The 23507-nt window shown below is 73.4% G+C and carries 20 protein-coding genes; 8 read left to right on the top strand and 12 right to left on the bottom strand.

The features are described from left to right. Positions 1-49: 49 nt before the first annotated feature. Genes D1648_RS08010 through D1648_RS08000 form a run of 3 tightly spaced genes read right to left on the bottom strand, consistent with a single transcriptional unit; the run spans position 50 to position 4592 of the window. Positions 50-1258, bottom strand: a complete 1209-nt coding sequence (locus D1648_RS08010; RefSeq protein ID WP_241155404.1) for an alkaline phosphatase family protein — start codon at positions 1256-1258, stop codon at positions 50-52. 5 nt (positions 1259-1263) lie between these two features. After that, positions 1264-1839 (bottom strand): DUF5998 family protein, encoded by a 576-nt coding sequence (locus D1648_RS08005; RefSeq protein WP_122940497.1) that lies wholly within the window; start codon positions 1837-1839, stop codon positions 1264-1266. 38 nt (positions 1840-1877) lie between these two features. Further along, positions 1878-4592 (bottom strand): GNAT family N-acetyltransferase, encoded by a 2715-nt coding sequence (locus D1648_RS08000; protein WP_122940495.1) that lies wholly within the window; start codon positions 4590-4592, stop codon positions 1878-1880. 104 nt (positions 4593-4696) lie between these two features. On the opposite strand from D1648_RS08000, the gene D1648_RS07995 reads away from it, so the two are divergent. The 5 genes from D1648_RS07995 to D1648_RS07980 all read left to right on the top strand — a co-directional run bounded on the left by D1648_RS07995 (position 4697) and on the right by D1648_RS07980 (position 9987). Continuing rightward, positions 4697-7153 (top strand): DNA topoisomerase (ATP-hydrolyzing) subunit A, encoded by a 2457-nt coding sequence (locus D1648_RS07995; RefSeq protein WP_164518647.1) that lies wholly within the window; start codon positions 4697-4699, stop codon positions 7151-7153. 3 nt (positions 7154-7156) lie between these two features. After that, on the top strand, positions 7157-8305 hold the full coding sequence (locus tag D1648_RS07990; protein WP_122940490.1) for a DUF998 domain-containing protein: 1149 nt from the start codon (positions 7157-7159) through the stop codon (positions 8303-8305). Next, positions 8302-9240: a D-hexose-6-phosphate mutarotase gene (locus tag D1648_RS07985; RefSeq protein ID WP_122940488.1), complete on the top strand. Its 939-nt coding sequence runs from the start codon at positions 8302-8304 to the stop codon at positions 9238-9240. Before D1648_RS07990 ends, D1648_RS07985 begins: the two co-directional genes overlap by 4 nt. Before the next feature lie 109 nt (positions 9241-9349). Then, positions 9350-9508, top strand: coding sequence for a hypothetical protein (locus D1648_RS17880; protein WP_164518646.1), 159 nt, complete (start codon positions 9350-9352; stop codon positions 9506-9508). Between the two features lie 251 nt (positions 9509-9759). Continuing rightward, the gene (locus tag D1648_RS07980) at positions 9760-9987 is read left to right on the top strand and encodes a hypothetical protein (protein ID WP_122940486.1); all 228 of its coding nucleotides are present in this window, start codon (positions 9760-9762) and stop codon (positions 9985-9987) included. A 97-nt stretch (positions 9988-10084) separates the two neighbouring features. On the opposite strand, the gene D1648_RS07975 is transcribed toward D1648_RS07980, so the two are convergent. From D1648_RS07975 to D1648_RS07965, 3 genes are read right to left on the bottom strand one after another with little or no spacing between them, the layout of a single operon-like run. Then, a complete protein-coding gene (locus D1648_RS07975; protein ID WP_122940484.1) occupies positions 10085-11014 on the bottom strand; it encodes a metallophosphoesterase in 930 nt (309 codons plus the stop codon). Continuing rightward, positions 11011-11796 (bottom strand): imidazole glycerol phosphate synthase subunit HisF, encoded by a 786-nt coding sequence (gene hisF / locus D1648_RS07970; RefSeq protein ID WP_122940482.1) that lies wholly within the window; start codon positions 11794-11796, stop codon positions 11011-11013. The genes D1648_RS07975 and hisF overlap by 4 nt, the downstream gene beginning before the upstream one ends. Then, complete coding sequence (locus D1648_RS07965; protein WP_122940480.1) at positions 11793-13910, bottom strand: type IIA DNA topoisomerase subunit B; 2118 nt, start codon at positions 13908-13910, stop codon at positions 11793-11795. Before D1648_RS07965 ends, hisF begins: the two co-directional genes overlap by 4 nt. 153 nt (positions 13911-14063) lie before the next feature. Between D1648_RS07965 and D1648_RS07960 the strand changes: the two genes are divergently transcribed. Continuing rightward, positions 14064-14282: a hypothetical protein gene (locus tag D1648_RS07960; protein WP_122940478.1), complete on the top strand. Its 219-nt coding sequence runs from the start codon at positions 14064-14066 to the stop codon at positions 14280-14282. 161 nt (positions 14283-14443) lie between these two features. On the opposite strand, the gene D1648_RS07955 is transcribed toward D1648_RS07960, so the two are convergent. The 5 genes from D1648_RS07955 to D1648_RS07935 all read right to left on the bottom strand — a co-directional run bounded on the left by D1648_RS07955 (position 14444) and on the right by D1648_RS07935 (position 19521). Next, positions 14444-14959: a GNAT family N-acetyltransferase gene (locus D1648_RS07955; protein ID WP_241155403.1), complete on the bottom strand. Its 516-nt coding sequence runs from the start codon at positions 14957-14959 to the stop codon at positions 14444-14446. A 102-nt stretch (positions 14960-15061) separates the two neighbouring features. Beyond that, positions 15062-16462 (bottom strand): RNA polymerase sigma factor, encoded by a 1401-nt coding sequence (locus tag D1648_RS07950; protein ID WP_122940475.1) that lies wholly within the window; start codon positions 16460-16462, stop codon positions 15062-15064. A gap of 150 nt (positions 16463-16612) precedes the next feature. Next, on the bottom strand, positions 16613-17011 hold the full coding sequence (locus D1648_RS07945; RefSeq protein WP_122940473.1) for a universal stress protein: 399 nt from the start codon (positions 17009-17011) through the stop codon (positions 16613-16615). A gap of 43 nt (positions 17012-17054) precedes the next feature. Beyond that, on the bottom strand, positions 17055-18224 hold the full coding sequence (locus D1648_RS07940) for a homoserine O-acetyltransferase (protein ID WP_122940471.1): 1170 nt from the start codon (positions 18222-18224) through the stop codon (positions 17055-17057). Positions 18225-18282: 58 nt separating this feature from the next. Then, positions 18283-19521 carry a hypothetical protein gene (locus D1648_RS07935; protein ID WP_122940469.1) on the bottom strand — a complete coding sequence of 413 codons (1239 nt, stop codon included), beginning with the start codon at positions 19519-19521 and terminating at the stop codon, positions 18283-18285. Between the two features lie 186 nt (positions 19522-19707). On the opposite strand from D1648_RS07935, the gene D1648_RS07930 reads away from it, so the two are divergent. Further along, complete coding sequence (locus D1648_RS07930; RefSeq protein ID WP_122940467.1) at positions 19708-20841, top strand: polyprenyl synthetase family protein; 1134 nt, start codon at positions 19708-19710, stop codon at positions 20839-20841. A 91-nt stretch (positions 20842-20932) separates the two neighbouring features. Here D1648_RS07930 and D1648_RS07925 read toward each other — a convergent pair whose 3' ends face one another. Further along, positions 20933-21286, bottom strand: a complete 354-nt coding sequence (locus tag D1648_RS07925; protein WP_122941072.1) for an Rv2175c family DNA-binding protein — start codon at positions 21284-21286, stop codon at positions 20933-20935. 146 nt (positions 21287-21432) lie between these two features. Here D1648_RS07925 and pknB point away from each other — a divergent pair, with 146 nt between their 5' ends. Then, complete coding sequence (gene pknB / locus D1648_RS07920; RefSeq protein ID WP_122940465.1) at positions 21433-23505, top strand: Stk1 family PASTA domain-containing Ser/Thr kinase; 2073 nt, start codon at positions 21433-21435, stop codon at positions 23503-23505. Positions 23506-23507 lie beyond the last annotated feature (2 nt).

Here is a 23507-nt window from a genome sequence, read left to right as displayed (position 1 = left end):
CCCGGTCGCGCGGCGGGCCCTGAGCCGTCCGCCCGCTCCCGGGCTGCGCTCAGGTCTGCGCGCGCACCAGCGGGACGACCGCCTCGGCCGGCGTGAGCGAGCCGTGCACGCCGATCATGCGGCGTGACGTCTCCGGGCGGCGGGAGAAGTCGTCCACCCCCCAGCGGCCGCGCGCGAGGACCAGCACCTCCGGGAGGCGTCCCGCCACGTGGGCGGGAACGTCGGTGCCGGCCGGCGCGAGCAGGCCCGCCGCGAGCACCTGGGCGCGGCTGAGCACGAGCGCCCGCTCCCCCATCAGCGCTGTCATCCGCTCGGCGAGCTCCTCGGCGGCGCCCTCCCCGGGCACGGCGTGCAGGGCCAGGACCCGCGCCTCCCCCGTCACCTCGGCCAGCAGCGAGAGCACCTGCGGCTGCTCGGCGAGGTCCACGGTGCGCGCGGCGGAGGTGTCGACCATCCCGTGGTCGGCCGTGACGTGCACGCGCGTGCCACGGGGCAGACGGCGCAGGAGCGTCCCCACGAGCGCATCGACCTCGGCGAGCGCCGTGCGCCAGGCCTCGGAGTCGACGCCGTGGACGTGCCCTGCGTGGTCGACGTCGTCGACGTGGAGATGGACCAGGGCGTCGGGGCCGCCCCGGTGCAGGGCGGTGCGGACCGCCTCGACCCGGTCCCCGCGGCCGTGCCCGAGGAACTCCCAGCCGCGATAGGCGACGCCGCTGAGGTGGGAGCCGGCGTGCTTGGCCGGGGCGACCTGCACCGCGCGGCGCGGGAAGCGCTCGAGCAGGGTCGGCGCGGGCATCCAGGCCTGCGGGTCGATGCCGGGCGCTCCGGTGAGCTGGTTCACCGGTCTGCCACGCTCGGGGTCGAGGGCGAGATAGCCGAGCACCCCGTGCTCGAGCGGGGGCAGGCCGGTGTGCAGGGAGACCATGGCGGTCGCGGTGGTCGCCGGGGTGACGGTGCGCACCTGGCAGGTCGCGTCCTCGAGGCGGCGCAGCGTCGGGGTGAGCGCCCGGTGCTCGGCCAGCTGCTGCGCCCCGACGCCGTCCAGGAGCACGACGAGGTCGCGCCCCGGCTCGGGCTCGCGCAGCAGCGGGGCGAGCACGTCGAGCTGCCCGGGCCGCTCCCCTGCGGCGAAAGGCGGCGGCAGCAGGTCCTCGGGCCAGGCGGGCGGGGTCCGTCCGCGCGAGACGTCTCCGCCGGGCAGACCGCTCTCGCCGGGCAGAGCGTCCCCGCCGGGCAGGGGGCGCGGGTCGGTCGCCACCGCGCTCAGTCCTCGAGCGCGTCGATCGCCTCGACGAGCCGGTCGTGGAAGGCGAGGGCCGCCTCGACCGCGGCATCGCCGTCGGCCAGGGCGCTCACGCGCAGGGCGAGGTCCGAGGGGGAGGTCGTGCCGGTGTAGCCGTGGTCCGCCTGGCAGGTGGGATCGCCGCAGTCGGCCGGCTCGAGGTCCACACGGCGACTGCCGTCCCAGCTCACCCCGAGGGTGACCTCGGACTCGGCGCCCGTCGCGCGCTGACCGTCGGTGTCGAAGACCTGGGACAGGCCCGTCACCGAGATGCTGCGCAGCCGCACCCGCTCGGTGGTGGAGACGACCTGACTGGGGTTCAGGGCATCGGCCGGGTCGTCGTCCAGATGGGTGATCAGCAGGTGCGAGGCGGTGAGCACGACGACGGTGAGGTGGCGGCGCACCTCCGGCCCGTCGAAGGTCGTCTCGGCCCGGACCAGATGGGTGAGCACGCGCGCTCCGCGCAGGGAGCGCTCGATGCTCCGGGAGGCGGCCTGCGGGAAGTACCCGGCGGTCTCGAGGTCCTTCTGGAGGTCGGCGGGCAGTGCAGTGGTCATCGGCCCATCCTCCCATGCGGGCCGGACGATCCCGTCCCTCATGCCCCCGGGGGTCCCGAGAGGGTGCGCCGTGCGCCGTCGGTCCGGTTCGGCGCCGGGGCGAGGCGCGCGTTCGCCCCGACCACGCTGACGCCGTGCTGCGCGACGAGGACCGGGTACAGCTCGAGGGAGGCGAGCTCGGGCAGGTCCTCCGCGAGCAGCCCCACGCGCACCACCAGGTCGGCGAGGGCATCGCGATCCGCGGGCGGCAGCCCCCGGGTGCCGCGCAGCTTGACCGCGGAGGCGGGCGCGTCGACGAGCCGCTGCGCGGCATCCTCGCTGAACGGCGGGATGGCGTAGGCGATGTCGTCGAGGAGATCCGTCGCGTCGCCGGCGACGGAGAGCGAGAGGACCGGCCCCAGCGAGGGGTCCTCGACGCTGCGCACCACCATCGGCACGCCCGCCGGGGCCATGGCCTGGACCTCGAGCGGCGCGGTGGAGTACGACAGGTCCCGGCGCATGGCGCGCAGGGCGTGGCGCAGCTGGACCGCGTCGGGGATCCCGAGCCGCACCCCGCCGAGGTCGGCGCGATGGCGCAGCACCGGATCGGTGCTCTTCAACGCGACCGGGTAGCCGATCTCGGCGGCTGCGGCGAGCGCATCCTCCTCCCCCGAGATCCGGTCTCCCCGCAGCAGGTCGATGCGGTAGGCGGCCAGCAGCGCGGCGACGTCATCGCCCTCCAGCACGACCTCTCCGCCCCCGGCGGCCGCGAGGCGGGCGTCGACGAGCTCCCGGGCGGCCGCGCGGTCGAGGTCCTCGCGGCGGGCGGGCTCGTCCTCGTCGGCCTGCGGTCGCTGGGCGGCCCGGAGCATCCCGGCGGCGGCGCGCACCACGGCGAGGGGGGTCGCGTGGACCGGCGGCAGCTCCGGATCGGAGCGCACCGCCTCCCGCAGCGCGCCGAAGCGGTCGGCGGCGGTGACGACGCACACCAGCATCACCACCTCGGAGTGCTTCGCGACCATCGCCATCTGGCGCAGGAGCTCCTCGAGCTCGCCGGACTGGGCGTCGAGCACCCCGGCGATGACGAGGTCCACCTCGCCGAGCGCCGCCATCGAGGTGAAGGCGCGCTGGACGAGCCGCCTGTCCGGGGAGAGGGGGACTCTGCGGTTGTCGGCGACGATCTCGAGGCCCGCGCGGTCCGCGGCGCCGCGCAGGGAGGCGCCGAGCGCGGCGGTGTTCGAGAGCAGGCCGACCCGCGGCCCGAGCGGGAGCCCCTGTCGCTCGATGCCGTCGACGACGTCCAGGAGGTGGTCGACGCCCTCGGTCTGCACGACCCCGGCGGAGTCGAGCACCTGGTCCAGGGCGCGGCGGGGCAGGGTCGAGGGACGCACGTCGTGGCCGGGCGGCAGATGGGACTCGCTGCCGGGCGGGCGCAGCACGATCAGCGGCGTGCGGCGCGTGAGGCGCCGCGCGATGCGGGTGAACTTGCGCGGGTTGCCCATCGACTCCAGCGCGAGCCCGATCACGCCGACCGCCTCGTCCTCCTCCCAGTGCTGGAGGGTGTCGTTGAGGGAGACGTCCGCGCGGTTGCCGACGCCGACGAACTCGTGCAGCCCGATCCCGCGAGCGTCGGTGCCGGCCAGGAGCATCGCCGAGAGGGCGCTGGACTGCCCGGCGAGCGCGGCGCGGCCGGGGCGCGGAAGGTGCGGGGCGAGGGAGAGGCTGATCGGCGAGTCGCCGGTGCGGAGCATCCCGAGGGAGCCCGGGCCCAGCAGCCTCATCCCGTGCAGGCGGATCCGGGCCACGAGCTCGCGCTGCAGGCGGCGGCCGTCCTCGCTCTCGGAGAAGCCCTCGGTGGGGATCACGACGCCGTGCACCCCGATCGCGGCGCACTCCTCGACGGCCTCGAGGCAGGCCTCGGGACGCAGGGCGATCACGGCGAGGTCGACGGGTCCGGGGACCTCGGAGATCCGGGACCAGGCGCGGCGTCCCCGCAGCTCGAGCGCCTCGCGGGAGACGAGGTGGATGCTGCCGGTGTAGCCGGAGCCCTCGAGAGCGGTGAGGAAGCGGCCGCCCACGGAGTCGCGGCGCGAGGACACCCCGACCACGAGCACGGACTCGGGGTGCAGCAGGCGCTCCATGGCGCGCGCCTCGGCACGGTGCTCCCGCTCGGCCATGACCTCGAGGGAGCGGGCGGTGGGGTCGATCCGGAAGGAGACCATGACCACGCCGTCGTCGAGGGTGCGGTCCACGTCGAAGCCCGCCTCGGTGAACACCTTGATCATCTTCGTGTTCTGCGGGAGCACCTCGGCGGTGAACTCGTCGATGCCGCGCTCGCGGGCCGCGGCCGCGAGGTGCTCGAGCAGCACGGAGCCGAGGCCCGAGCCCTGCCGCGAGTCGGCGACGTTGAAGGCGACCTCGGCGGAGCGGGGGCCGGTGCGGTCGTAGCGGCCGACGGCGAGGATGTCCTCCCCCACCAGGACGACGAACGCGACCCGGTCCCGGTGGTCGACGGTCGTGAAGCGGGCCAGGTCCCGCTCGGACAGGCGCGGCATCGGGGCGAAGAATCGCAGATAGCGCGAGTGCTCGGACTGTCGCTGATGGAAGGCCTGGAGCGCGTCGGCGTCGCCGGGGAGGATCGGGCGCAGGTGCGCGGCGGAGCCGTCGCGCAGGGCGATGTCGGCCTCCCAGTGCGCGGGATAGGCGGCGGACGTGTCCGCCCCCGCACGGGCGCGCCGTCGAAGGGGCCGCAGGCCGTCGCGTCTGTCCGCCATGGGCGCGATCCTAGTCCGGCCGGAGCGGTCTTTGACGGGATTCACGTCCCGGCAGGAGGGTCGCTTCCCGGGATCATGGCCGGTCATGCGCCATGATGTCCCTCATGGCCCGATCACGCAGCACCGCACCCAGCGCCGGTGACGACGTCGTCGACGAGACGATCGTCGACATCGACGTCACCAGCGAGATGGAGTCCTCGTTCCTCGAGTACGCCTACTCCGTGATCTACTCCCGGGCCCTCCCCGACGCCCGGGACGGGCTCAAGCCCGTCCAGCGCCGCATCCTGTACATGATGGCGGAGATGGGGCTGCGGCCCGAGAAGGGCCATGTCAAGAGCCAGCGCGTGGTCGGCGAGGTGATGGGCAAGCTCCATCCCCACGGCGACACCGCGATCTACGACGCGCTGGTGCGGATGGCGCAGAGCTTCAACATGCGCATGCCGCTCGTGGACGGCCACGGGAACTTCGGCTCGCTCGACAACGGGCCCGCGGCGGCGCGCTACACGGAGGCGCGCCTGGCCAAGGCCGCGCTGCTGATGACGGACTCGCTGGACGAGGACGTCGTGGACGTGGTGCCCAACTACGACAACCAGCTCACCCAGCCCGAGGTGCTGCCGGCGCAGTTCCCGAACCTGCTCGTCAACGGCGCCTCGGGGATCGCGGTGGGCATGGCCACGAACATGGCCCCCCACAATCTCGTCGAGACGATCGCTGCGGCGCGCCACCTCATCGACCATCCCGAGGCGGAGCTCGAGGAGCTCATGCGCTTCGTGCCCGGCCCGGACCTGCCCACGGGCGGTCGGATCGTGGGCCTGGACGGGATCCGGGACGCGTACCGCACAGGGCGCGGCTCGTTCAAGATGCGGGCGACGACCCGGATCGAGAACGTCACCTCGCGCCGCAAGGGCATCGTCGTGACCGAGCTGCCCTACCAGGTGGGACCCGAGCGGCTCGCGGAGAAGCTGCGCGACGCGGTGCAGGCCAAGAAGGTCCAGGGCATCACCGACTACCAGGATCTCACCGACCGCCATCACGGCATGCGCCTGGTGCTCACGGTGAAGTCCGGCTTCGACCCCGACGCCGTGCTCGAGCAGCTGTACAAGCACACTCCGCTGGAGGAGTCCTTCGGCATCAACAACGTCGCCCTCGTGGACGGCCAGCCGCGCACGATGGGCCTCAAGCAGCTGCTGGAGGTGTTCGTCGACCACCGCCTGACGGTGGTGCGGCGACGCACCGAGCACCGGCTGGGCAAGCGCAGGGCGCGCCTGCACCTGGTCGAGGGGCTGCTGCTGGCGATCCTCGACATCGACGAGGTCATCCAGATCGTGCGCAGCAGCGATGACGCGGAGACCGCCCGCTCCCGGCTCATGCAGGTCTTCGACCTCACCGAGGTGCAGGCGGAGTACATCCTCGAGCTGCGTCTGCGTCGGCTGACGAAGTTCTCCCAGATCGATCTCGAGGCCGAACGGGACGAGCTGATGGCCGAGATCGAGCGACTCGAAGAGATTCTGGGATCCGACGAGGTCCTGCGCCGGCTGGTCTCCGACGAGCTGGCCGCGGTCGCCGCCGAGCACGGGGACTCCCGACGCACGGTGCTGCTGGAGTCCGCCTCCGCCCCGGTCGCGAAGGCGGGCGCGTCCCTCGAGGTCGCCGACGAGCCCTGCGGGGTGCTCCTGACCGGCACCGGGCTCGTCGCCCGCGTGACCGGGGAGGAGAAGGTGCTGCGCGAGGGTCCGCGCGGCGCCCATGACGTCATCGTCTCGGAGGTGCGCACCTCGACCCGCTCCGAGGTGGGGGTGGTGACCGATCGCGGGCGCGTGCTGCGCCTGTCGGTCGTGGACCTGCCCTCCCTCGCCCCGACCGCCTCGGCGCCCTCGCTCGCCGGGGGCACGCGGCTGAAGGACCTGGTCGAGCTCGAGAAGGAGGAGCAGGCGCTGGGCCTGATCCGGCTGGCCGAGGCGGACGTCTCCCGGGGCGGCGCGATCGCGCTGGGGACCCGGGCCGGCGTGGTCAAGCGGGTCCAGCTGGACTTCCCCCGCACCGACGGCTTCGAGATCATCTCGCTGAAGGACGGCGACGCCGTGGTGGGCGTGGTCGATCTCGAGGAGGACGAGGACCTCGACCTGGTCTTCATCACCTCCGACGCGCAGCTGCTGCACTTCCCGTCCTCCGGCGTGCGGCCCCAGGGCCGCGGCGCGGGCGGCGTGGCAGGGATCAAGCTCTCGGGCGATGCGCACGTGCTCTCCTTCGGGGTGATCGACGTGACCGCCCCGGCGGACGTCGTCACGGTGGCGGGCAGCTCCGCGACCCTGCCGCTGCTGCAGACCGGCTCGCTGAAGGTCTCCCCGCTCAGCGAGTTCCCGGCCAAGGGCCGCTCGACCGCGGGCATGCGCTGCCACCGCTTCCTGCGCGGGGAGGACTGCCTGATCGGCGCCTGGGTGGTGCCGCATCCGGCGCGCGCCTCCTCCGAGGCGGGCCAGCCGATCGACCTGCCCGAGCCCACGGGCCGACGGGACGGCTCCGGCACGCCGGTGCCGGTGCCGATCGCCGCGGTCGGCTGAACGGTGGCCGCGCCCGTCCGGCTCCGCGCCACCGGGGCGACCCGCGCCGAGTCCGCGCATGTCGCGATCGGCGTCGCGGGCGCCCTGGCAGGGCTGGTGGTGGGGCTCCTCGCGCTGCGGGGCACCGCCCCGCTGTCGGGCTCCGGCTCGATCGGGCAGGTCGCGGCGCTGACCGTGCTGGGCTGCGCCACGACGACGTCCGCGTTCGTGCTCGCGACCCGCACTATGCGCTCGCTGCCCTGGCTCGGCTCCCGGCCGCGCTGGCGGCGGGTCGTGGACGTGGCGGGGCTCTCCCTCATTCACGGGCTGCTGGGCCTGTTCCTCACCGGCGCGCTGTTCGCGGTGTTCCAGCAGGCGTTCCAGGGCGTGGCGCTGGACCGCTTCGCGGGGACCTTCTGGGTCGCGGCGGCGGGAGCCGCTGCGGCATACGTCACCTCTGCCTCGGTCTCGGCGCTCTCGGGCCGCTCGCTCGCGACCCTGCTGGCCGCATTCCTCACCGTCGGCGTGCTCGCCAGCGCGCTCAGCGCCCCGGACCCGTACTGGTGGGAGCGCTACTTCTCGGAGCTCGGGGAGGGCCGCGGCGTCTCGAGCACCACCTTCAACCTCACCCTGCTGCTGACCGGGATCGCGCTGCTGACGGTGGTGGAGTTCATCGCCCACGACCTCGACCGGTGGGCGCGGGCCACGGGCGAGAGCGGGGCCGTCGTGACGACGGTGCGCGTGCTGCTCACCCTGGTCGGCGTCCTCATCGCGCTCGTCGCCCTCGTCTCCCGCACCGTCAGCGTCTTCTGGCACGACGTCGTCGCCCAGCTGCTGGTGGTGGTCTTCGGGCTCGCGCTGCTGGTCCTGCCGGTGCTGCTGAGGCGCCTGCCGGGGACGCTGACCTGGTTCACCGCCGCCGCCTTCGCCCTGCTGGTCACGGTGATCGTGCTGTTCGCGGGGCTGGGCTATCTGAACATGACCGCCTTCGAGATGGGCGCGGCGGTGATCGTGTACGTCTGGCTGCTGCTGCTGATCCGGACCGTCTCCGCCGCCGCGGAGGAGCTGCCGGAGGTCACGACCGGGCCGGGGACCCGCCCCGCGGGACCGGCCGGGGCCCGGGACGAGGTCCCTCCCGGAGGTGCCGGAGGGCGTGGGACGATGAGGGCATGAGCATCGACCCCCAGTCCCCCACCCCCGAGGGGAGCGCGTCCGAGCAGGGCGCTCCCCAGGATCCCGCCGCCCGGGACGCCGCCGTCCCGCTGCCCGAGGGCGTCGTCCTCGGCACGGCGCACGGCGTCGACGCCCTGCTCGTGGACACCCCTGCCGCCTCCGGCACTCTGCTGCTGGACGGCGCGCATCTGATCAGCTTCGTCCCCGCCGGCGGGGAGGACCTGCTGTGGCTCAGCCCGACCTCCGAGTTCGGCCCGGGAGTGGCCGTGCGCGGCGGGATCCCGCTGGTGGGCCCCTGGTTCGGCCCGGGCCGCGATCTCGCGCGGACCGTCAAGCACGGCTGGCTGCGCAACGTCCGCTGGGACCTCGTCTCCGCGCGGCGCGAGGGTGACGAGGTCGAGCTGGTGCTGCGCACCCCGCAGGACGCCCTCGCGGTGCGGGCGGAGGCCGTGTTCCGCCTCGGCGCGCAGCTCGACGTGGACCTCACCCTCACCGCCGGGCAGCGCCCGATCGAGCTCGAGGCAGCGCTGCACACCTATCTCGCCGTCGGGGACGTGCGGGAGATCGAGATCCACGGCCTCGAGGGCGCGAACCTCCTCGACAACACCCGTGGCCTCGCGGCGGACGTGATGCCCTCCGAGCCGCTGCGGCTGACCGGCTCGACCGATCGCATCGTCGAGCGCGCCGGCGAGGTGGCGGTGGTGGACGGCTCGGCCCGCGGCGGAGGACGCCGCGTGGTCTCTGTCCCGCGGGGCACCTCACGGACCGTCGTGTGGAACCCCTGGGAGGAGCTGGTCACCTCGATGGCCGACATCCCCGACGAGGCCTGGCCGCAGTTCGTGTGCATCGAGCCCGCCGTCGCCAAGGACGGCTTCGTCCCGCTCGAGCCCGGGCAGTCGCACCGGATCGGGATCACCTACCGCATCGAGGCCTGAGCGCCTCCGCCTGCCCGGGGCCCGGCCGTCCGCACGGACGGCCGGGCCCCGTCATGTCCGCCCCGGATATTCGCTGGCCTCCGGCGACGGGGCGTGGTCGACTGTGGTCATGGAGATGCACACGACCTCGACACCGTCCCGCAGCGGGGACGGCGCGTCGACGCTCGGCGCGACGGCATCCTCCCTCCGCCTCGGCGGAGCGTTCGCGGCAGCACGCGCGTCCGACGGGGATCGCTCCGTCGCCGACGTCGACCTGCGCTCCCGCTGACGTCCCGGGCGCGCCGCCTCCGCACGGCACCGCGCCGCCCCTTTTCGCACCGCCGGGCAGGAGCCCGACGGCACCGACGTGCGCACGTCACCGCACGCGCCGGGGACCACGCACGGTCCCTGCGCGCCGCGAGACCGTCGCGTCCCTGCGCCGCTCGGGACCTTCCCGTCCCCACAGCCCTCCCCTCGCTCCGCGGACAGCAGCTGTCCGCCTGCCACGGGAGACTCGTCACCCGATCCCAGGAGTACGCCATGTCCACCATCACGTCCCTCACCCATCACCCTCCCACCATCACGCTGCCGTCGCTGCTCGAGGCGGCCGACGAGCGCGAGCTCGATCGCCGTCTGCACCGGGTGCTGGCCCGCCTGCGCGCCCTGCGTCGCGCGCGCCGGGACCGGCTGCGGGGTCATGCGCGCCAGGAGCACGAGCTGCTGATGCTGCGGGCCCTCGACGGCGCGGGCCTCACCCGCCTGCGGTGATCCCGCCGCGCCGACGGGGCCGAGCCGCCGACCGGCCCGCCGGCGCGGCCCGGGTGCGGACCGGACCCGTCGGCGCAGCCGGGTGCGGACCGGACGTTCAGCCTGCGTCCGCCTCCTGGACCAGGTCGAGGATCACGAGCTCGCGCGGGTCGTTCACGCGCACCGCGCCGATGCCGTTGCCGAGTCCGCGGCTGATCACCATCGTGGTTCCGTCCGCCTCGTGCGTGCCCTCGGTGAGCTCGGGGAAGAGGCCCTGGTGCGGGGCGAAGAGCGGACCGAGCAGGGGAAGGCGCACCTGTCCGCCGTGCGCGTGTCCGGACAGGACGACGTCCGCGCCGCGGCCGGCGTACTGCGCGAGCAGCTCGGGCCGGTGGGCGAGCAGGACGACCGGTCCGCGCGCCGCCGCCTCGGTGCCGTCCGAGGCCGAGGAGGCGAGGTCCAGACGGTCCAGCACCGCCCCCGGCTCCTCGGGCGTCCTGCCGTCCGCCGAGGCGACACGGGGGTCGTCGAGCCCGGCGACGGTCACGGTCCTGCCCTTGACCTGCAGCTGCGTCGCCTCGTCACGCAGGATCACCACTCCCGCCTCGGCGAGGCCGACCAGCAGCTCCTGCCGCAGCGGGGAGTCCGCCTCATGGTTGCCGAGCACGAAGTACGTCGGCGCGATGGTCTGCAGGCGTGCGGCGAGCTCGAGCACCGGTGCGAGGTCCCTGGTGCTCCGGTCGACCAGGTCCCCGGTCAGCGCCACGAGGTCGACGCCGCGCGCCTCGACCTTCCGCACGATCGCGTCCTGGAAGCCGGGATCCTCGGAGGCGTGCAGATCGGAGACGTGCGCGATCCGCAGCACCTCCCCGTCCGGGGCGTCGGCGACCGCGACCTCGTACGAGCTGACGTCCAGGCGCAGGTTGTCCCACAGCAGCCAGGCCCCGCCGAGCAGCAGCACGAGCGCCGCGGCGAGGGCGCCCCGCCCCAGGCGCCGGCCCCGGGCCGGGCCCGGGTGCCGCGGGGCCACAGAGAGGGGCGCGGTCACCGCACGGTGATGCCGTCGGCCGCCATCGCCGCCTTCGCTTCGGAGATCGTCATCTCCTGGAAGTGGAACACGCTCGCGGCGAGGACCGCGTCGGCGCCTGCGTGGACGGCCGGCGCGAAGTGCTCGGGGCGGCCCGCTCCGCCGGAGGCGATCAGCGGCAGGCTCGTCGCCTCGCGGGCGAGGCTGATCAGCTCGAGGTCGAATCCGTCCTTCGTCCCGTCGGCGTCCATCGAGTTCAGCAGGATCTCCCCCGCTCCGCGCTCGGTCACCTCGCGGATCCAGGCGATCGCGTCGATGCCGGTGCCGCGGCGGCCCCCGTGCGTGGTGACCTCGAAGCCGGAGCCGGCCCTTGCGGTGCCCTCGGGGGTCTCGTCGGTGACGCGGCGCGCGTCGATCGACAGCACCAGCACCTGGTCGCCGAAGCGACGGGAGATCTCGGAGATCACCTCGGGACGCGCGATGGCGGCGGTGTTGACCCCGCACTTGTCCGCGCCGGCGCGCAGCAGCTGGTCGACGTCCTCCGCGGTGCGGACCCCGCCACCGACGGTCAGCGGGATGAAGACCTGCTCGGCGGTGCGGCGCACCACATCGATCATCGTCTCGCGCCCGCCGGAGGAGGCGGTGACGTCGAGGAAGGTCAGCTCGTCGGCGCCCTCGGCGCCGTAGCGGGCCGCGAGCTCGACCGGGTCCCCCGCATCGCGGAGGTCCTTGAAGTTCACGCCCTTGACGACGCGGCCCGCGTCGACGTCCAGGCACGGGATCACACGGACGGCGACACTCATGCGTCGATCCTCTCCAGGTCGAGCTCCTCGGCTCCCTCGATGATGAACTGCTTGCGCGGCGCGACCTCGGAGCCCATCAGCAGCTCGAAGACGGCGCTGGCCGCCTCGGCGTCCTCGATGCGGACGCGCCGCAGGGTGCGGTGGCGCGGGTCCATGGTCGTATCGGCGAGCTGGTCGGCGTCCATCTCCCCCAGCCCCTTGTAGCGCTGGATCGGCTCCTTGTACCTCTTGCCGCGCCGTTCGAGGTTCTTCAGCAGCTTGTGCAGCTCGGCCTCGGAGTAGGTGTAGACGAGCTCGTTGCGCTTCTTGCCGCCGTGGATGATCTCGACGCGGTGCAGGGGCGGGACCGCCGCGTAGACGCGGCCCTCCTCGACCAAGGGGCGCATGTAGCGGTGGAACAGGGTCAGCAGCAGCGTGCGGATGTGGGCGCCGTCGACGTCGGCGTCGGTCATCATGATGATCTTGCCGTAGCGGGAGGCCTCGAGGTCGAAGGTGCGGCCGGAGCCCGCGCCGATCACCTGGATGATGTTCGCGCACTCGGCGTTCTTCAGCATGTCCGTGATGGACGCCTTCTGCGTGTTCAGGATCTTGCCGCGGATCGGCAGCAGCGCCTGGAACTCGGAGGAGCGGGCGTTCTTCGCGGTGCCCAGCGCGCTGTCTCCCTCGACGATGAACAGCTCGGAGCGGTCGACGTCGTGGGTGCGGCAGTCCGCGAGCTTGGTGGGCATGGTGGAGGACTCCAGCGCGTTCTTGCGCCGCGAGACCTCCTTGTGCATGCGCGCCGCGATCCGTGCCCGCATCTCGGAGACGACCTTGTCGACGACCAGCGCCGCCTGCTCCTTCTCGCCCTTCTTCGTGGAGGTGAGGAACTCGGTCAGGCGCTCCTCGACGACCTTCGCGACGATCTGGCGGATCGCCGGGGTGCCGAGCACCTCCTTGGTCTGGCCCTCGAACTGCGGCTCGTCGATGCGCACGCTGACCACTGCGGTGAGCCCGGCGAGGGTGTCGTCCTTCTCGATCTTCTCGTTCTTCGCGTTGAACTTCACGCGCCGGGCCTGGTTCTCGACCTGCTTGCGCATGGTCTTCACGAGCGCCTGCTCGAAGCCGGTGACGTGGGTGCCGCCCTTGGGGGTCGCGACGATGTTCACGAAGGAGCGCAGCGTCGAGTCGAAGTCCGAGCCCCAGCGCAGGGCGATGTCGACCTCGCAGCTGCGCTCGACGTCGGTGGAGACCATGTGCCCGTTCTTGTCGAGCACCGGGATCGTCTCGGTGTACGCACCGGTGCCCTGGAGGCGGATGACGTCGGTGATCTTCTGGTCCTGGGCGAGGTACTCGACGAACTCGCTGATCCCGCCGTCGTACTTGAAGGTGCGGGTCGCAGGCTGGTCGGGGTTCGCCTCGGGGCGGTGGTCGGTGACCGACAGCTGCAGCCCCGGGACGAGGAAGGCGGTCTGGCGCGAGCGGCGGGTGAGGTCGTCGAGGGAGAAGTGCGAGCCCTTGACGAAGATCTGCGGATCGGCCCAGTAGCGGACCCGGGTCCCGGTGACCCCGCGCTTGGCCTTGCCCACCACGCGCAGCTCGGCCGGACCGTCGGCGGGGGTGAAGGTCGCCTCGGGGGAAGGCTCGCCGTCGTCGGCGAAGACGCCGGGGACGCCGCGCTGGAAGCTCATCGCATAGGTCTTCCCGCCGCGGTCCACCTCGATGTCGAGGCGGACGGAGAGCGCGTTGACCACGCTCGCGCCCACGCCGTGCAGACCGCCGGAGGCGGCGTAGGAGCCGCCGCCGAACTTCCCGCCCGCATGCAGCTTCGTGTAGACGACCTCGACGCCGGTGAGCCCGGTGCGGGGCTCGACGTCGACCGGGACGCCGCGCCCGGTGTCGCGCACCTCGACGGAGTGGTCGGGGTGGAGGATCACCGAGATCGCCTCGCCGTGGCCGCCGAGGGCCTCGTCGACGGCATTGTCGAGGATCTCCCACAGGCAGTGCATGAGGCCCCGGGAGTCGGTCGAGCCGATGTACATGCCGGGGCGCTTGCGCACGGCCTCGAGGCCCTCGAGGACCTGGAGGTTGCGGGCGTCGTAGGCGGACTTCTTCGCGGCGGTGGTGGTGGACACGCTCCGGATCCTACGACGAGCGGCGCTGCGGACAGCGGATCCCCCGGCCCTGGAGCGCGGCGGCGCGGTCCGGCTCACAGCCTGTTGCGCCCCTGGCGAACCGGGGCTGCGGACCCTCACTCCCGCGCCCGGGGCGATGCTACAAAGGAGCACATGAACCTCACTCTCGAAGCCCCCCGGCTCACGGCCCACGATCGCTGCGACCGCTGCGGCGCCCAGGCGTACGTCAAGGTGCTCCTGGAGGCCGGCGGCGAGCTCATGTTCTGCGCCCACCACGCCCGCGCCCACGGCGACGCCCTGAAGGGGATCGCCGCCGAGGTCATCGACGAGACCGAGCGTCTCCATCTCAAGCCCGAGCCTGTCGAGGACTGATCGACGTGCTGCGAGGCACGAGCGGCAGGAGATCAGTCGAGAACACGCAGGACTGATCCTCGGCCGGGCCCGGTCGGGGCGCGCCCACGCTTCCCCGCCTGCCTCTGCACGAAGGGTGCCCGCCGTCCCGGCGGGCACCCTTCATGCATTCCGGCGCATGGTCAGATCCGCGTGAGCTGCTCGGCGTCGATCGCGTACTCGATCCATGCCGTGCTCCGTCCCTCGCGGGGATCCCGGGCTCCGGTCGGGCGGAAGCCGACTCGCTCGTAGAGAGCCGTTGCCGGCGCATTGGACTCGTCGACGTCGAGGCGGAGGTCGGGACGGCCGATCTCGAGCGCGAGATGCGCCAGGTGACGCAGCAGCGCGGCGGAGACTCCCCGTCCGCGCGCTTCGGGCCGCACCCAGAGGGAGACGATGTGGGCGCGGTCCTCCGGGATGTGGTGGGCGGGCGTGTAGCCCTGCGGGAGCAGCGCGATCCCGCCGAGCACCTCCTCGCTCTCGCGCGCCTGGAGATGCTGGCGCGGCCCGGCGATCTCCTCGCGCCACTGCGCGGCCGTGCGCCGCTGCGCCTCCGCGGGATCGGCCCAGAAGGCGCCCGGGTCGGCGGCGAGCATGGCCAGGCGCAGATCGCGATGCGAGCGCCAGTCCTCGACCCGGACGCGGTGGATGCTCGGCACGTTCTCTCCTGCTCTGCTGTGACGGGCCTGCTCTGCGATGACGAGGCCGGGCCCGGGATCCGCTGGGGATCCCGGGCCCGGCCGGTGCGCTGCGGCGGCGTCTCAGTCGAGGTAGTCGCGCAGCACCTGCGAGCGCGAGGGATGACGCAGCTTGCTCATCGTCTTGGACTCGATCTGGCGGATCCGCTCGCGGGTGACGCCGTAGACCTTGCCGATCTCGTCGAGGGTCTTGGGCTGGCCGTCCTCGAGACCGAAGCGCATCGAGACGACACCCGCCTCACGCTCGGAGAGCGTGTCCAGCACGGAGTGGAGCTGCTCCTGCAGGAGCGTGAAGCTCACCGCGTCCGCCGGGACGACAGCCTCGGAGTCCTCGATGAGGTCGCCGAACTCGCTGTCGCCGTCCTCGCCCAGCGGGGTGTGCAGGGAGATCGGCTCGCGGCCGTACTTCTGGACCTCGACGACCTTCTCGGGGGTCATGTCGAGCTCCTTGGCGAGCTCCTCCGGGGTGGGCTCGCGGCCGAGGTCCTGCAGCATCTGGCGCTGCACGCGCGCGAGCTTGTTGATGACCTCGACCATGTGGACGGGGATGCGGATGGTGCGGGCCTGGTCCGCCATGGCGCGGGTGATCGCCTGACGGATCCACCAGGTCGCGTAGGTGGAGAACTTGTAGCCCTTGGCGTAGTCGAACTTCTCGACCGCGCGGATCAGGCCCAGGTTGCCCTCCTGGATGAGGTCCAGGAAGAGCATGCCGCGCCCGGTGTAGCGCTTGGCGAGGGAGACCACGAGACGGAGGTTCGCCTCGAGCAGGTGATCCTTCGCGGCGCGGCCGTCGTCGGCGATCATGGTCAGCTCGCGGCCGGCCTTGGTCAGGCGCCCGTTCTTGTCGCGGAAGCCCTCGTCGCCCTTGAGCTTCTGCTCGGCGTAGAGCCCCGCCTCGATCCGCTCGGCGAGCTCGACCTCCTGGGCGGCGTTGAGCAGCGCGACCTTGCCGATCTGCTTGAGGTAGTCCTTGACCGGGTCGGCGGTCGCGCCGGCGGTGACGACCTGCTGGGCGGGGGCGTCGTCCTCCGCGGCGTTGTACACGAAGCCGCCGGACTCCTCGACCTTGCGGTCGCCGGGAGAAGCCTTGGGCGCCTCGGTCTCCTCGGCGGTGTCCTCGGCGTCGGTCTCGGGCGCCTGGGCGGGGGCGTCCTTCGCGGCGCTCCGACGGGCGGAGGAGCTCCGGCTCGGCGTGGACGCCTTCTTGGCGGCGGCCTTCTTCGCGGCCGTCTTGGTGGTCTGCGCGGCCCCGCCCTCGTCGGTCACGGGGGCGCCGACCCCGACGGCCTCGTCGGTCGTCGAGGCCGCAGCGCTGGTGCTGTCCTTCGCCGCGGCGGCGGTCTCAGCAGTCTTGGAGGAGGTCACAGAGTTCCTTCTTCCGGCGGCGGCCCGGTGCGGGCGGTCCGCCGCACTCGGGCGATCGGTCTTCTCGGCGCGGCTCACGGGGCGCGCCGCGTGTCGCATTCCCGGTCGATACCGCGGAAGGGGCGCACGAAGGCACGGTGCCGTCAAGCCTGAACAGTGTAACGCCCTGCGCGGGCAGGTATTCCCACCCCGCCGCAACGGGCGCGTGACGTCCGCCGCGGAGCACGGGCGGCGCGGGAGGCGAATGCCTCAGGCGGGGTCCTCGTCCTTCACGGCGAGGACGGGGCAGGGAGCGCCGAGCACGACCCGGCGGGCGGAGGCACCGAGGTTGAGCTTGCCGATCGGGGACTTCCGTCGCAGACCGATGACGACGAGCTCGGCGTCGACCTCCTCGATCGTCGAGAGCAGGAACTCGCCGATCTCGCGATCGGGGCCGCGGCGGATCGTCACCTCCGAGTCGGCGGCGCCCTGCTCCTCGAGCTCGGCGCGGATCTCCTCCTCGGTCGCCGCCGTGGCTCCCGCGCCCGGGGCGACGTGCTGGTGGGCGGCGACGAGCAACGGGGCTCCCGTGCGCGCGGCGTAGCGGAGGCCGGCGCGCAGCGCAGCCCTCCCCTGCGTGGACGGGGCATACCCCACGACGATGGTCATGCGACGTCTCCTCCCTGCACAGCGGCGCTGCGCCGTGTCCAGCTTAGTCGTCCAGGAGGTCGGCGATCCACTTCTCCAGCCCCGGATGCGCGAGCAGGAAGGCGTCGTGGCCGATCGGCGAGCTCGCCACGTGCCAGCGGGAGTCCGGGACGTGATCGGCGATCTCCCGCACGAGCTCCGGGGGGAAGAGCCGGTCGGAGTCGATGGCGACGACGAGGGTCCGTGCGCTGACCCGGCCGAGCGCCGCCGCGGTGCCATCGCGCCCGCGCCCCACGTCGTGGGTGCTCATCGACTGGGCGAGGGTGAGATAGGAGTTCGCGTCGAAGCGGCGCGAGAGCTTCACGGCGTGGTGGTCGAGGTAGCTGGTCACCTGGTGGCGGCCGCTGCCGTCGAGAGGGTTCTCCGGTCCCTGGGAGCGGTTGCCGAAGCGGGTCTCGAGCTCGTCGGCCGTGCGATAGGTGGTGTGGGCGATCCGGCGCGCGATGCCGAGCCCGACATGCGGACCCTGCGCCGGGGGCAGGTCGTAGTAGTCCCCGCCGTGGAACCCCGGGTCCACCCGGATCGCGGCGATCTGGGCGCTGTTCCAGGCGATCTGGTCCGCGCTCGCCCGTGCCGAGGAGGCGATGACCGCCAGGCGCTCGACCTGCTCGGGGTGGCTCACGCCCCATTCGATCGCGCGCATCCCGCCCATCGAGCCCCCGATCACAAGGGCCCAGCGGTGCAGCCCCAGCTGGGCGGCGAGGCGGTGCTCGGCCTCGACCTGGTCGCGAATCGTGACCTGCGGGAAGCGGGATCCGTAGGGACGGCCGTCGGGGGCGATGCTGCTGGGGCCGGTGCTGCCCTGGCAGCCGCCGAGGACGTTCGGGGCGATCACGAAGTAGCGGTCGGTGTCGATCGGCCTGCCGGGGCCGACGATCTCCTCCCACCAGCCGGCGGTGGGATGGGCGGGGCTCGTGCCGCCGCGCACATGGGAGTCCCCGGTCAGCGCGTGCAGGACGAGCACGGCATTGCCGCCGGCAGGGTCGAGCGTGCCCCAGGTCTCGTACGCGATCGTGACGTCCTCGAGCAGGTCCCCGCTCTCGAGCTCCAGCGCGCCGAGCCCGACGAACCGTCGCTCGCCTGCGCCGCGCTCGGGACGCCAGGCACCGAGCAGCGCGGTGGTCTCGGCGGCCGGCTGCGGCGCGGGATCGCGGTGCTCTCCGAGGAGGGTCATCGGCAGCGCTCCTTCCTGCCCGGCGGGCCTCGCCGCGGGCGCTCCCGCGCTCGGTCCCTCAGCTGCTGGGCCACCAGGCGGGGAACACGGGGGTGTCAGTCATCCTCGTGAGCAAGGGTGCCAGAGTCGAGTCCGGTTCCCGCTCCCGCAGCTCGTCCACGAGACTCCCCGCGCTCGCGAAGCGGTGGTTCCACCAGCCCAGGAGCACGAGCAGCGCCGTCAGCGCCCGCCAGGCGGGGCGGGCGGTGCCGCGGGCGCCGGGCTCGGCGCCGTCCAGCGCCGCCGCTGCCACGCAGCGCATCTCCTCGAGCAGCACGTAGAGCCTCCCACCTGCACAGACGTCCTCATGGGGGCGCCTGGTCGGATCGCGGACGAGCTCCTGCAGGAGCGTCTCACGGTCGATGGCCGGCGCCCCGTCGTGCTCGACCAGCTGGGCCAGCAGCTCCCAGTGGAGACGGTCCACGGCAAGCGCGGCGAGCAGCTGGGCGATGCGTTCACATTCCGTCATCCTCGCTCCCTCCGCGGCCCCGGCGGCATCGCCACGGAGTGATGCCAGGGCGGCGCCGGCCTCCGCCAGGAGCCGGCCGGGATCGGCGGCGGAGGCGAGGTCCGGCGGCGGCAGGCGCAGCGTCCGGCCGATCTCCCCGAGCAGCGGGTCGGGCGGGGCGGGCCGTGGGATCGCGCGTCCGTCGAGCACCGCGGCCGCCGCCGCGCGGGTGGCCGAGAACTCGCGCAGCGGGCCGATGGGCAGGACGCGCAGGTCCGGGCCGTCGGGACGGAGGGCGGCGACGCTCACCTCCGCGCCGTCGTCCTCGGACGGGCGCGGACCACCGGGGTCCGCGGCGGGTGGGGAGTCGCAGTCGCAGGGGACCACCGCCCAGCAACGGCCGTCGGCGGCGCCGCGCAGCGTGAGCAGCGCCGGCCCCTCGGGCGCGAGGTCGGCCACGGCGTCGTGCAGCTGCGCCGCGGCGCGGGTGAGCACGTCGTGCACGAGGGAGGGGAGCACGCTCTGGTGGCCGTCCCCGACCACGATCAGGGCATGCACCGCCTCCCCTCCTCGTTCCCGCAGGAGGGTGAGATGTCGGCGCAGGTTCCCGGGCCCTCTCGGGCCGAGCAGCTCACGCAGGGAGGAGCGGGTGAGAACGGGTGGCCTGCCCCGCCCTCCGGTGCCCGCCAGCAGCAGGCAGTCCACGGGGGTCTCGTGGAGGGACAGCCGCGCCTCGGCGATCATCTCGGCGGGGTCGTCCGCCGCTCGCAGGCGGCGGCCGGGGTCGGCGGGGGTGAAGTTCGTCGTCATGTCCCGACCCTCGGCGATGAGCGGAGCCCGTGGGGGCCCGGGCCCGTTCCTGGGGACGGAGGGCCTGTGGGGAGGAGAGGTCGTGGGCGCTGCGCGCAGGATCGCGGGCGCCGGCGCACGGAAGCGGCCGCGGGCTCTTCAGGCGGGCATGGGAGGATCGCGGCACGCAGGCGAAAGGACTGTCCCATGACCGCTGACCCGACGATGCCTCGGGCCGACCGTCTCCACGAGCTCGACGCGCTGCTGGTCGCGCGGATCACGGCGATCATCGCCGAGGAGCTCGCCGAACGCCGTGCACAGCTGGCGCGGATCTCCCCGGAGAGCACCGTTCTCGTGGACGATCTCGCGGCCTTCCTCGGGGGCGGGAAGCTGCTGCGCCCGCGTTTCTGCTTCTGGGGCGGGGTGGCGGCGCTCGGGCGCGAGCCGTCGGCGGAGGAGATCGACGCCCTCGCGCGCATGGGGGCGGCGATCGAGCTGGTGCAGGCCGCGGCGCTCCTTCACGACGACGTCATCGACCACTCCGCCGTGCGCCGCGGACGTCCCGCCCAGCACGTGAAGGCGCAGCACGATCACGAGGCCGCAGGGCTCGCGGGCTCCGCGCAGGATTTCGGCGTGGCGGTCGCGATCGTGCTCGGCGACCTCGCGCTGAGCTGGGCGGAGCAGATGGCCGCCGGCACGACGGGCCCGCAGGCCGTCCTCGCCGCCGGACGGGCGGAGTTCGAGGCGCTGCGCACCGAGGTGATGGCCGGGCAGCACCTCGACATCCTCCATCAGGCGGGCGGCTTCGACTCGGCTCCGGATGCCGAGCAGGCGGCGCTGTCCGTGATCCGCTGGAAGACGGTGCCCTACACCGTGCTGCGCCCGGTCCGGGCGGGGGCTGCGCTGATGGGGGCCGACGGGACGGCGCTGGAGACCCTGTCCGGGTGGGCGATCGAGGTGGGGACCGCCTTCCAGCTGCGGGACGACCTGCTCAGCGTCATCGGGGACCAGGACGAGACCGGCAAGCCGATCGGCGGCGACATCCTCGAGGGCAAGCGCACGGTGCTGCTCGCACGCACCCGGAGCGCCGCGGACGAGGCGGGAGGAGCGCTGCTGGACCGCGTGGTCGGGGACGATGCCGCCGACGAGACCTCGATCCAGGCGGTGCACGCCCTGATGGTCGCCACCGGTGCCGTCGCCTCGGTCGCCGACGACGTGCGCCGACGCGCCGCACGCGGCCAGGAGCTGCTCGAGGACGCCGAGGAGCTCGGCGCGCTCGGTCGGGAGGGGCTCGCCGCGCTCGCCGCGCAGGCGACCGACGTCACCTCGCTGCCCGCGTGAGCTCCGCTCCCCGGGGCAGGACGCCCGGGACGACGGGGCGCGGCGGCCCCCGCCCGGCGGCCCGTCGACCTCGACGGGCCGCCGAGGGGCCTCAGAGCGCGAGCGCGAGCGCTCGGCGTCGCACCTCTCCGCGCTGTCCGCGGCGCAGGTGGTCGATCGGGCGTCCGGGAAGCGACTCGTCCTCCTCGAACAGCCAGGTCAGCAGCTCCTCGTCGCTGAATCCCCCGTCGCGCAGCACCGTGATCGTCCCGGCCAGGTGCGGGGTGATCGTCCCGTCGAGCACGAACAGCGACGGGACCATCCTCACCACGGGGTCGCCCCGGCGCACGGCGACGAGCTTCCCCTCCTCGATGAGGCGCCGGACGCGCGAGACCTCGACGTCGAGCTGCTCGGCGACGTCGGGGAGGGTGAGCCAGTCGGTGATGAGGGTGTCCAGGGCGTTCACGGGACCAGGGTGCCACGCCGCGGTCGGCTCGCGCATCCCGGACCTCCGATGCGCCGCGCAGGCTCTCCCCGTCGCTCTCGTCACGGTGCCGCGCATGCGTGTGTCGATCCCACGTCCGGGCCTCCCCACCGCTTAGATTCAGCACCGTGAGCTCGGCGACGTCGACTTCCCCCGGCATCAGCCTGCTCCTCGACGACCGCTACCGGGTCGAGGAGCCGATCGCGCGCGGCGGGATGGCGACGGTGCACCGCGGGCACGACGAGCGACTGGACCGCGTCGTGGCCCTGAAGATCATGCACCCCCACCTCGCGATGGACGAGGACTTCCGTCGTCGCTTCGGGCGGGAGGCGCGCTCCGCGGCGCGCCTGGCCCATCGCAACGTCGTGGGCGTGTTCGACCAGGGCGAGGACGAGGACCGGATCTACCTGGCGATGGAGCTCGTCGAGGGCGAGACGCTGCGGGCGCGGATCGTGGATCGGGGCCGGCTCACCGTGGGCGAGTCCCTGGAGATCACCGCGCAGGTGCTCGAGGCGCTGGTCGCCGCGCACGACGCCGGGATAGTCCACCGTGACATCAAGCCCGAGAACATCCTGCTGGACCGTCAGGACACGGTGAAGGTCGCCGACTTCGGCCTGGCCCGCGCGATCGGGACGAACAACTCCTCCACCGGCGCGGCGCTGCTGGGCACGGTCGCATACATCAGCCCCGAGGTCGTCACCCGCGGCGAGGCCGACGAGCGCAGCGACCTCTACTCGCTCGGCGTGGTGCTCTTCGAGATGCTGACCGGCCGTCAGCCCTTCCGCGGCGAGCAGCCGGTGCACGTCGCCTTCCAGCACGTGCACGAGGACATCCCCGCCCCCTCGACCCTCGTCTCCGGAGTGCCGCGGGAGCTGGACTCGCTGATCACCTGGGCATGCGCGCGCACTGTCGAGCAGCGTCCCGCCTCCGCCGCCGATCTGCTGCGCGCGGTGCGAGAGCTCTCCGCGACCCTGCCCGCCGCGGTGCTCGCCGTCCGACCCGAGGAGGTCGAGCCCTCCGACACCTCCGACGTGCCGCGCCTGACGGCATCGCTCGACGAGGTCGCCGCGGACCTCGACGGCGGCCCGCGCCCCTTCCGCCCCCGGGGTGCTGCCGGCGCGGCGCCGGCGCAGGACGCCGGCGGCTCCGCAGCCGAGGTCCCCGCCGACGACGGTGCGGCGGACGGCGCCGAAGGGAGCGCCGACGAGGAGCACGCCGATGCTGAGGAGGACGAGACCCCGCGCAGCGTCGTGATGCGCACGCCGCGGGGCCGACGCGGCCGTCACCTGCCTCAAGGGCACCGACGCCGCTCGCGTCCGATGGCCTTCCTGTCCGGGCTGAGCCTGGTGGCCGTGCTGCTCTGCGGCGCCTGGGGCGGCGTGGACTGGTATCTGATGACCGGTCCGGGCGCGGATCGCACCGTGCCGCTGGTGACGGGCACGCCGCTCGGCGACGCGGAGGCCGAGCTCGCCGCCTCCGACCTCGCCGTCCACACCGAGGAGCGCTTCGACGACGGCGTCCCGGCCGGGCACGTCATCTCGGCCGAGCCCTCCACCGGCACCACGTTGAAGCGGGGCGAGGAGGTCCGTCTCGTCGTGTCCAAGGGCGTGGAGACCTTCCCCGTGCCGGCGCTCGAGGGCACGGAGCTCGAGGCCGCTCGGGAAGAGGTCGAGGCGCTCGGCCTCGAGCTGGTCGAGGACGATCCGGAGCATTCCGAGACCGTGCCGAAGGGCGTGGTGATCTCCCAGTCCGCCGACGCCGAGGCGCTGCCCGCGGGCGGCGAGGTGCACGTGGTCGTCTCGCAGGGCCGCCAGCCCCTGAGCGTGCCCGATCAGACCGGCGCCCCGGCCGATTCCGCGCAGTCGACGCTCGAGGCCGCGGGGTTCCGCGTCACGAGCGAGAAGGCGCACTCCGCGAGCGTGCCCTCCGGCTCGGTGATCTCGCAGTCCCCGGCCTCCGGCTCGCTCTTCCGCGGCGACACCGTCCACCTCGTCACCTCTCTCGGTCCCGAGATGGTGAAGGTCCCGGACGTCTTCCGCAAGCCGGAGGACGAGGCCCGCGCCGCGCTCGAGAAGGCGGGGTTCTCGGTCGAGGTGGTCCATGACAAGGGCGAGCCCGTCTTCGGCCAGGTCTACGAGCAGTCCGCCGAGGCCGGCGGCGAGCTCGCCAAGGGCTCGACGATCACCATCAAGGTGTTCTGAGC

Origin of the sequence: Brachybacterium sp. EE-P12 (genome assembly GCF_003711805.1) — a bacterium.
GTDB lineage: Bacteria > Actinomycetota > Actinomycetes > Actinomycetales > Dermabacteraceae > Brachybacterium.
Note: the sequence above shows the minus strand (reverse complement) of the source record. Positions and strands in the feature narration are given on the sequence as shown.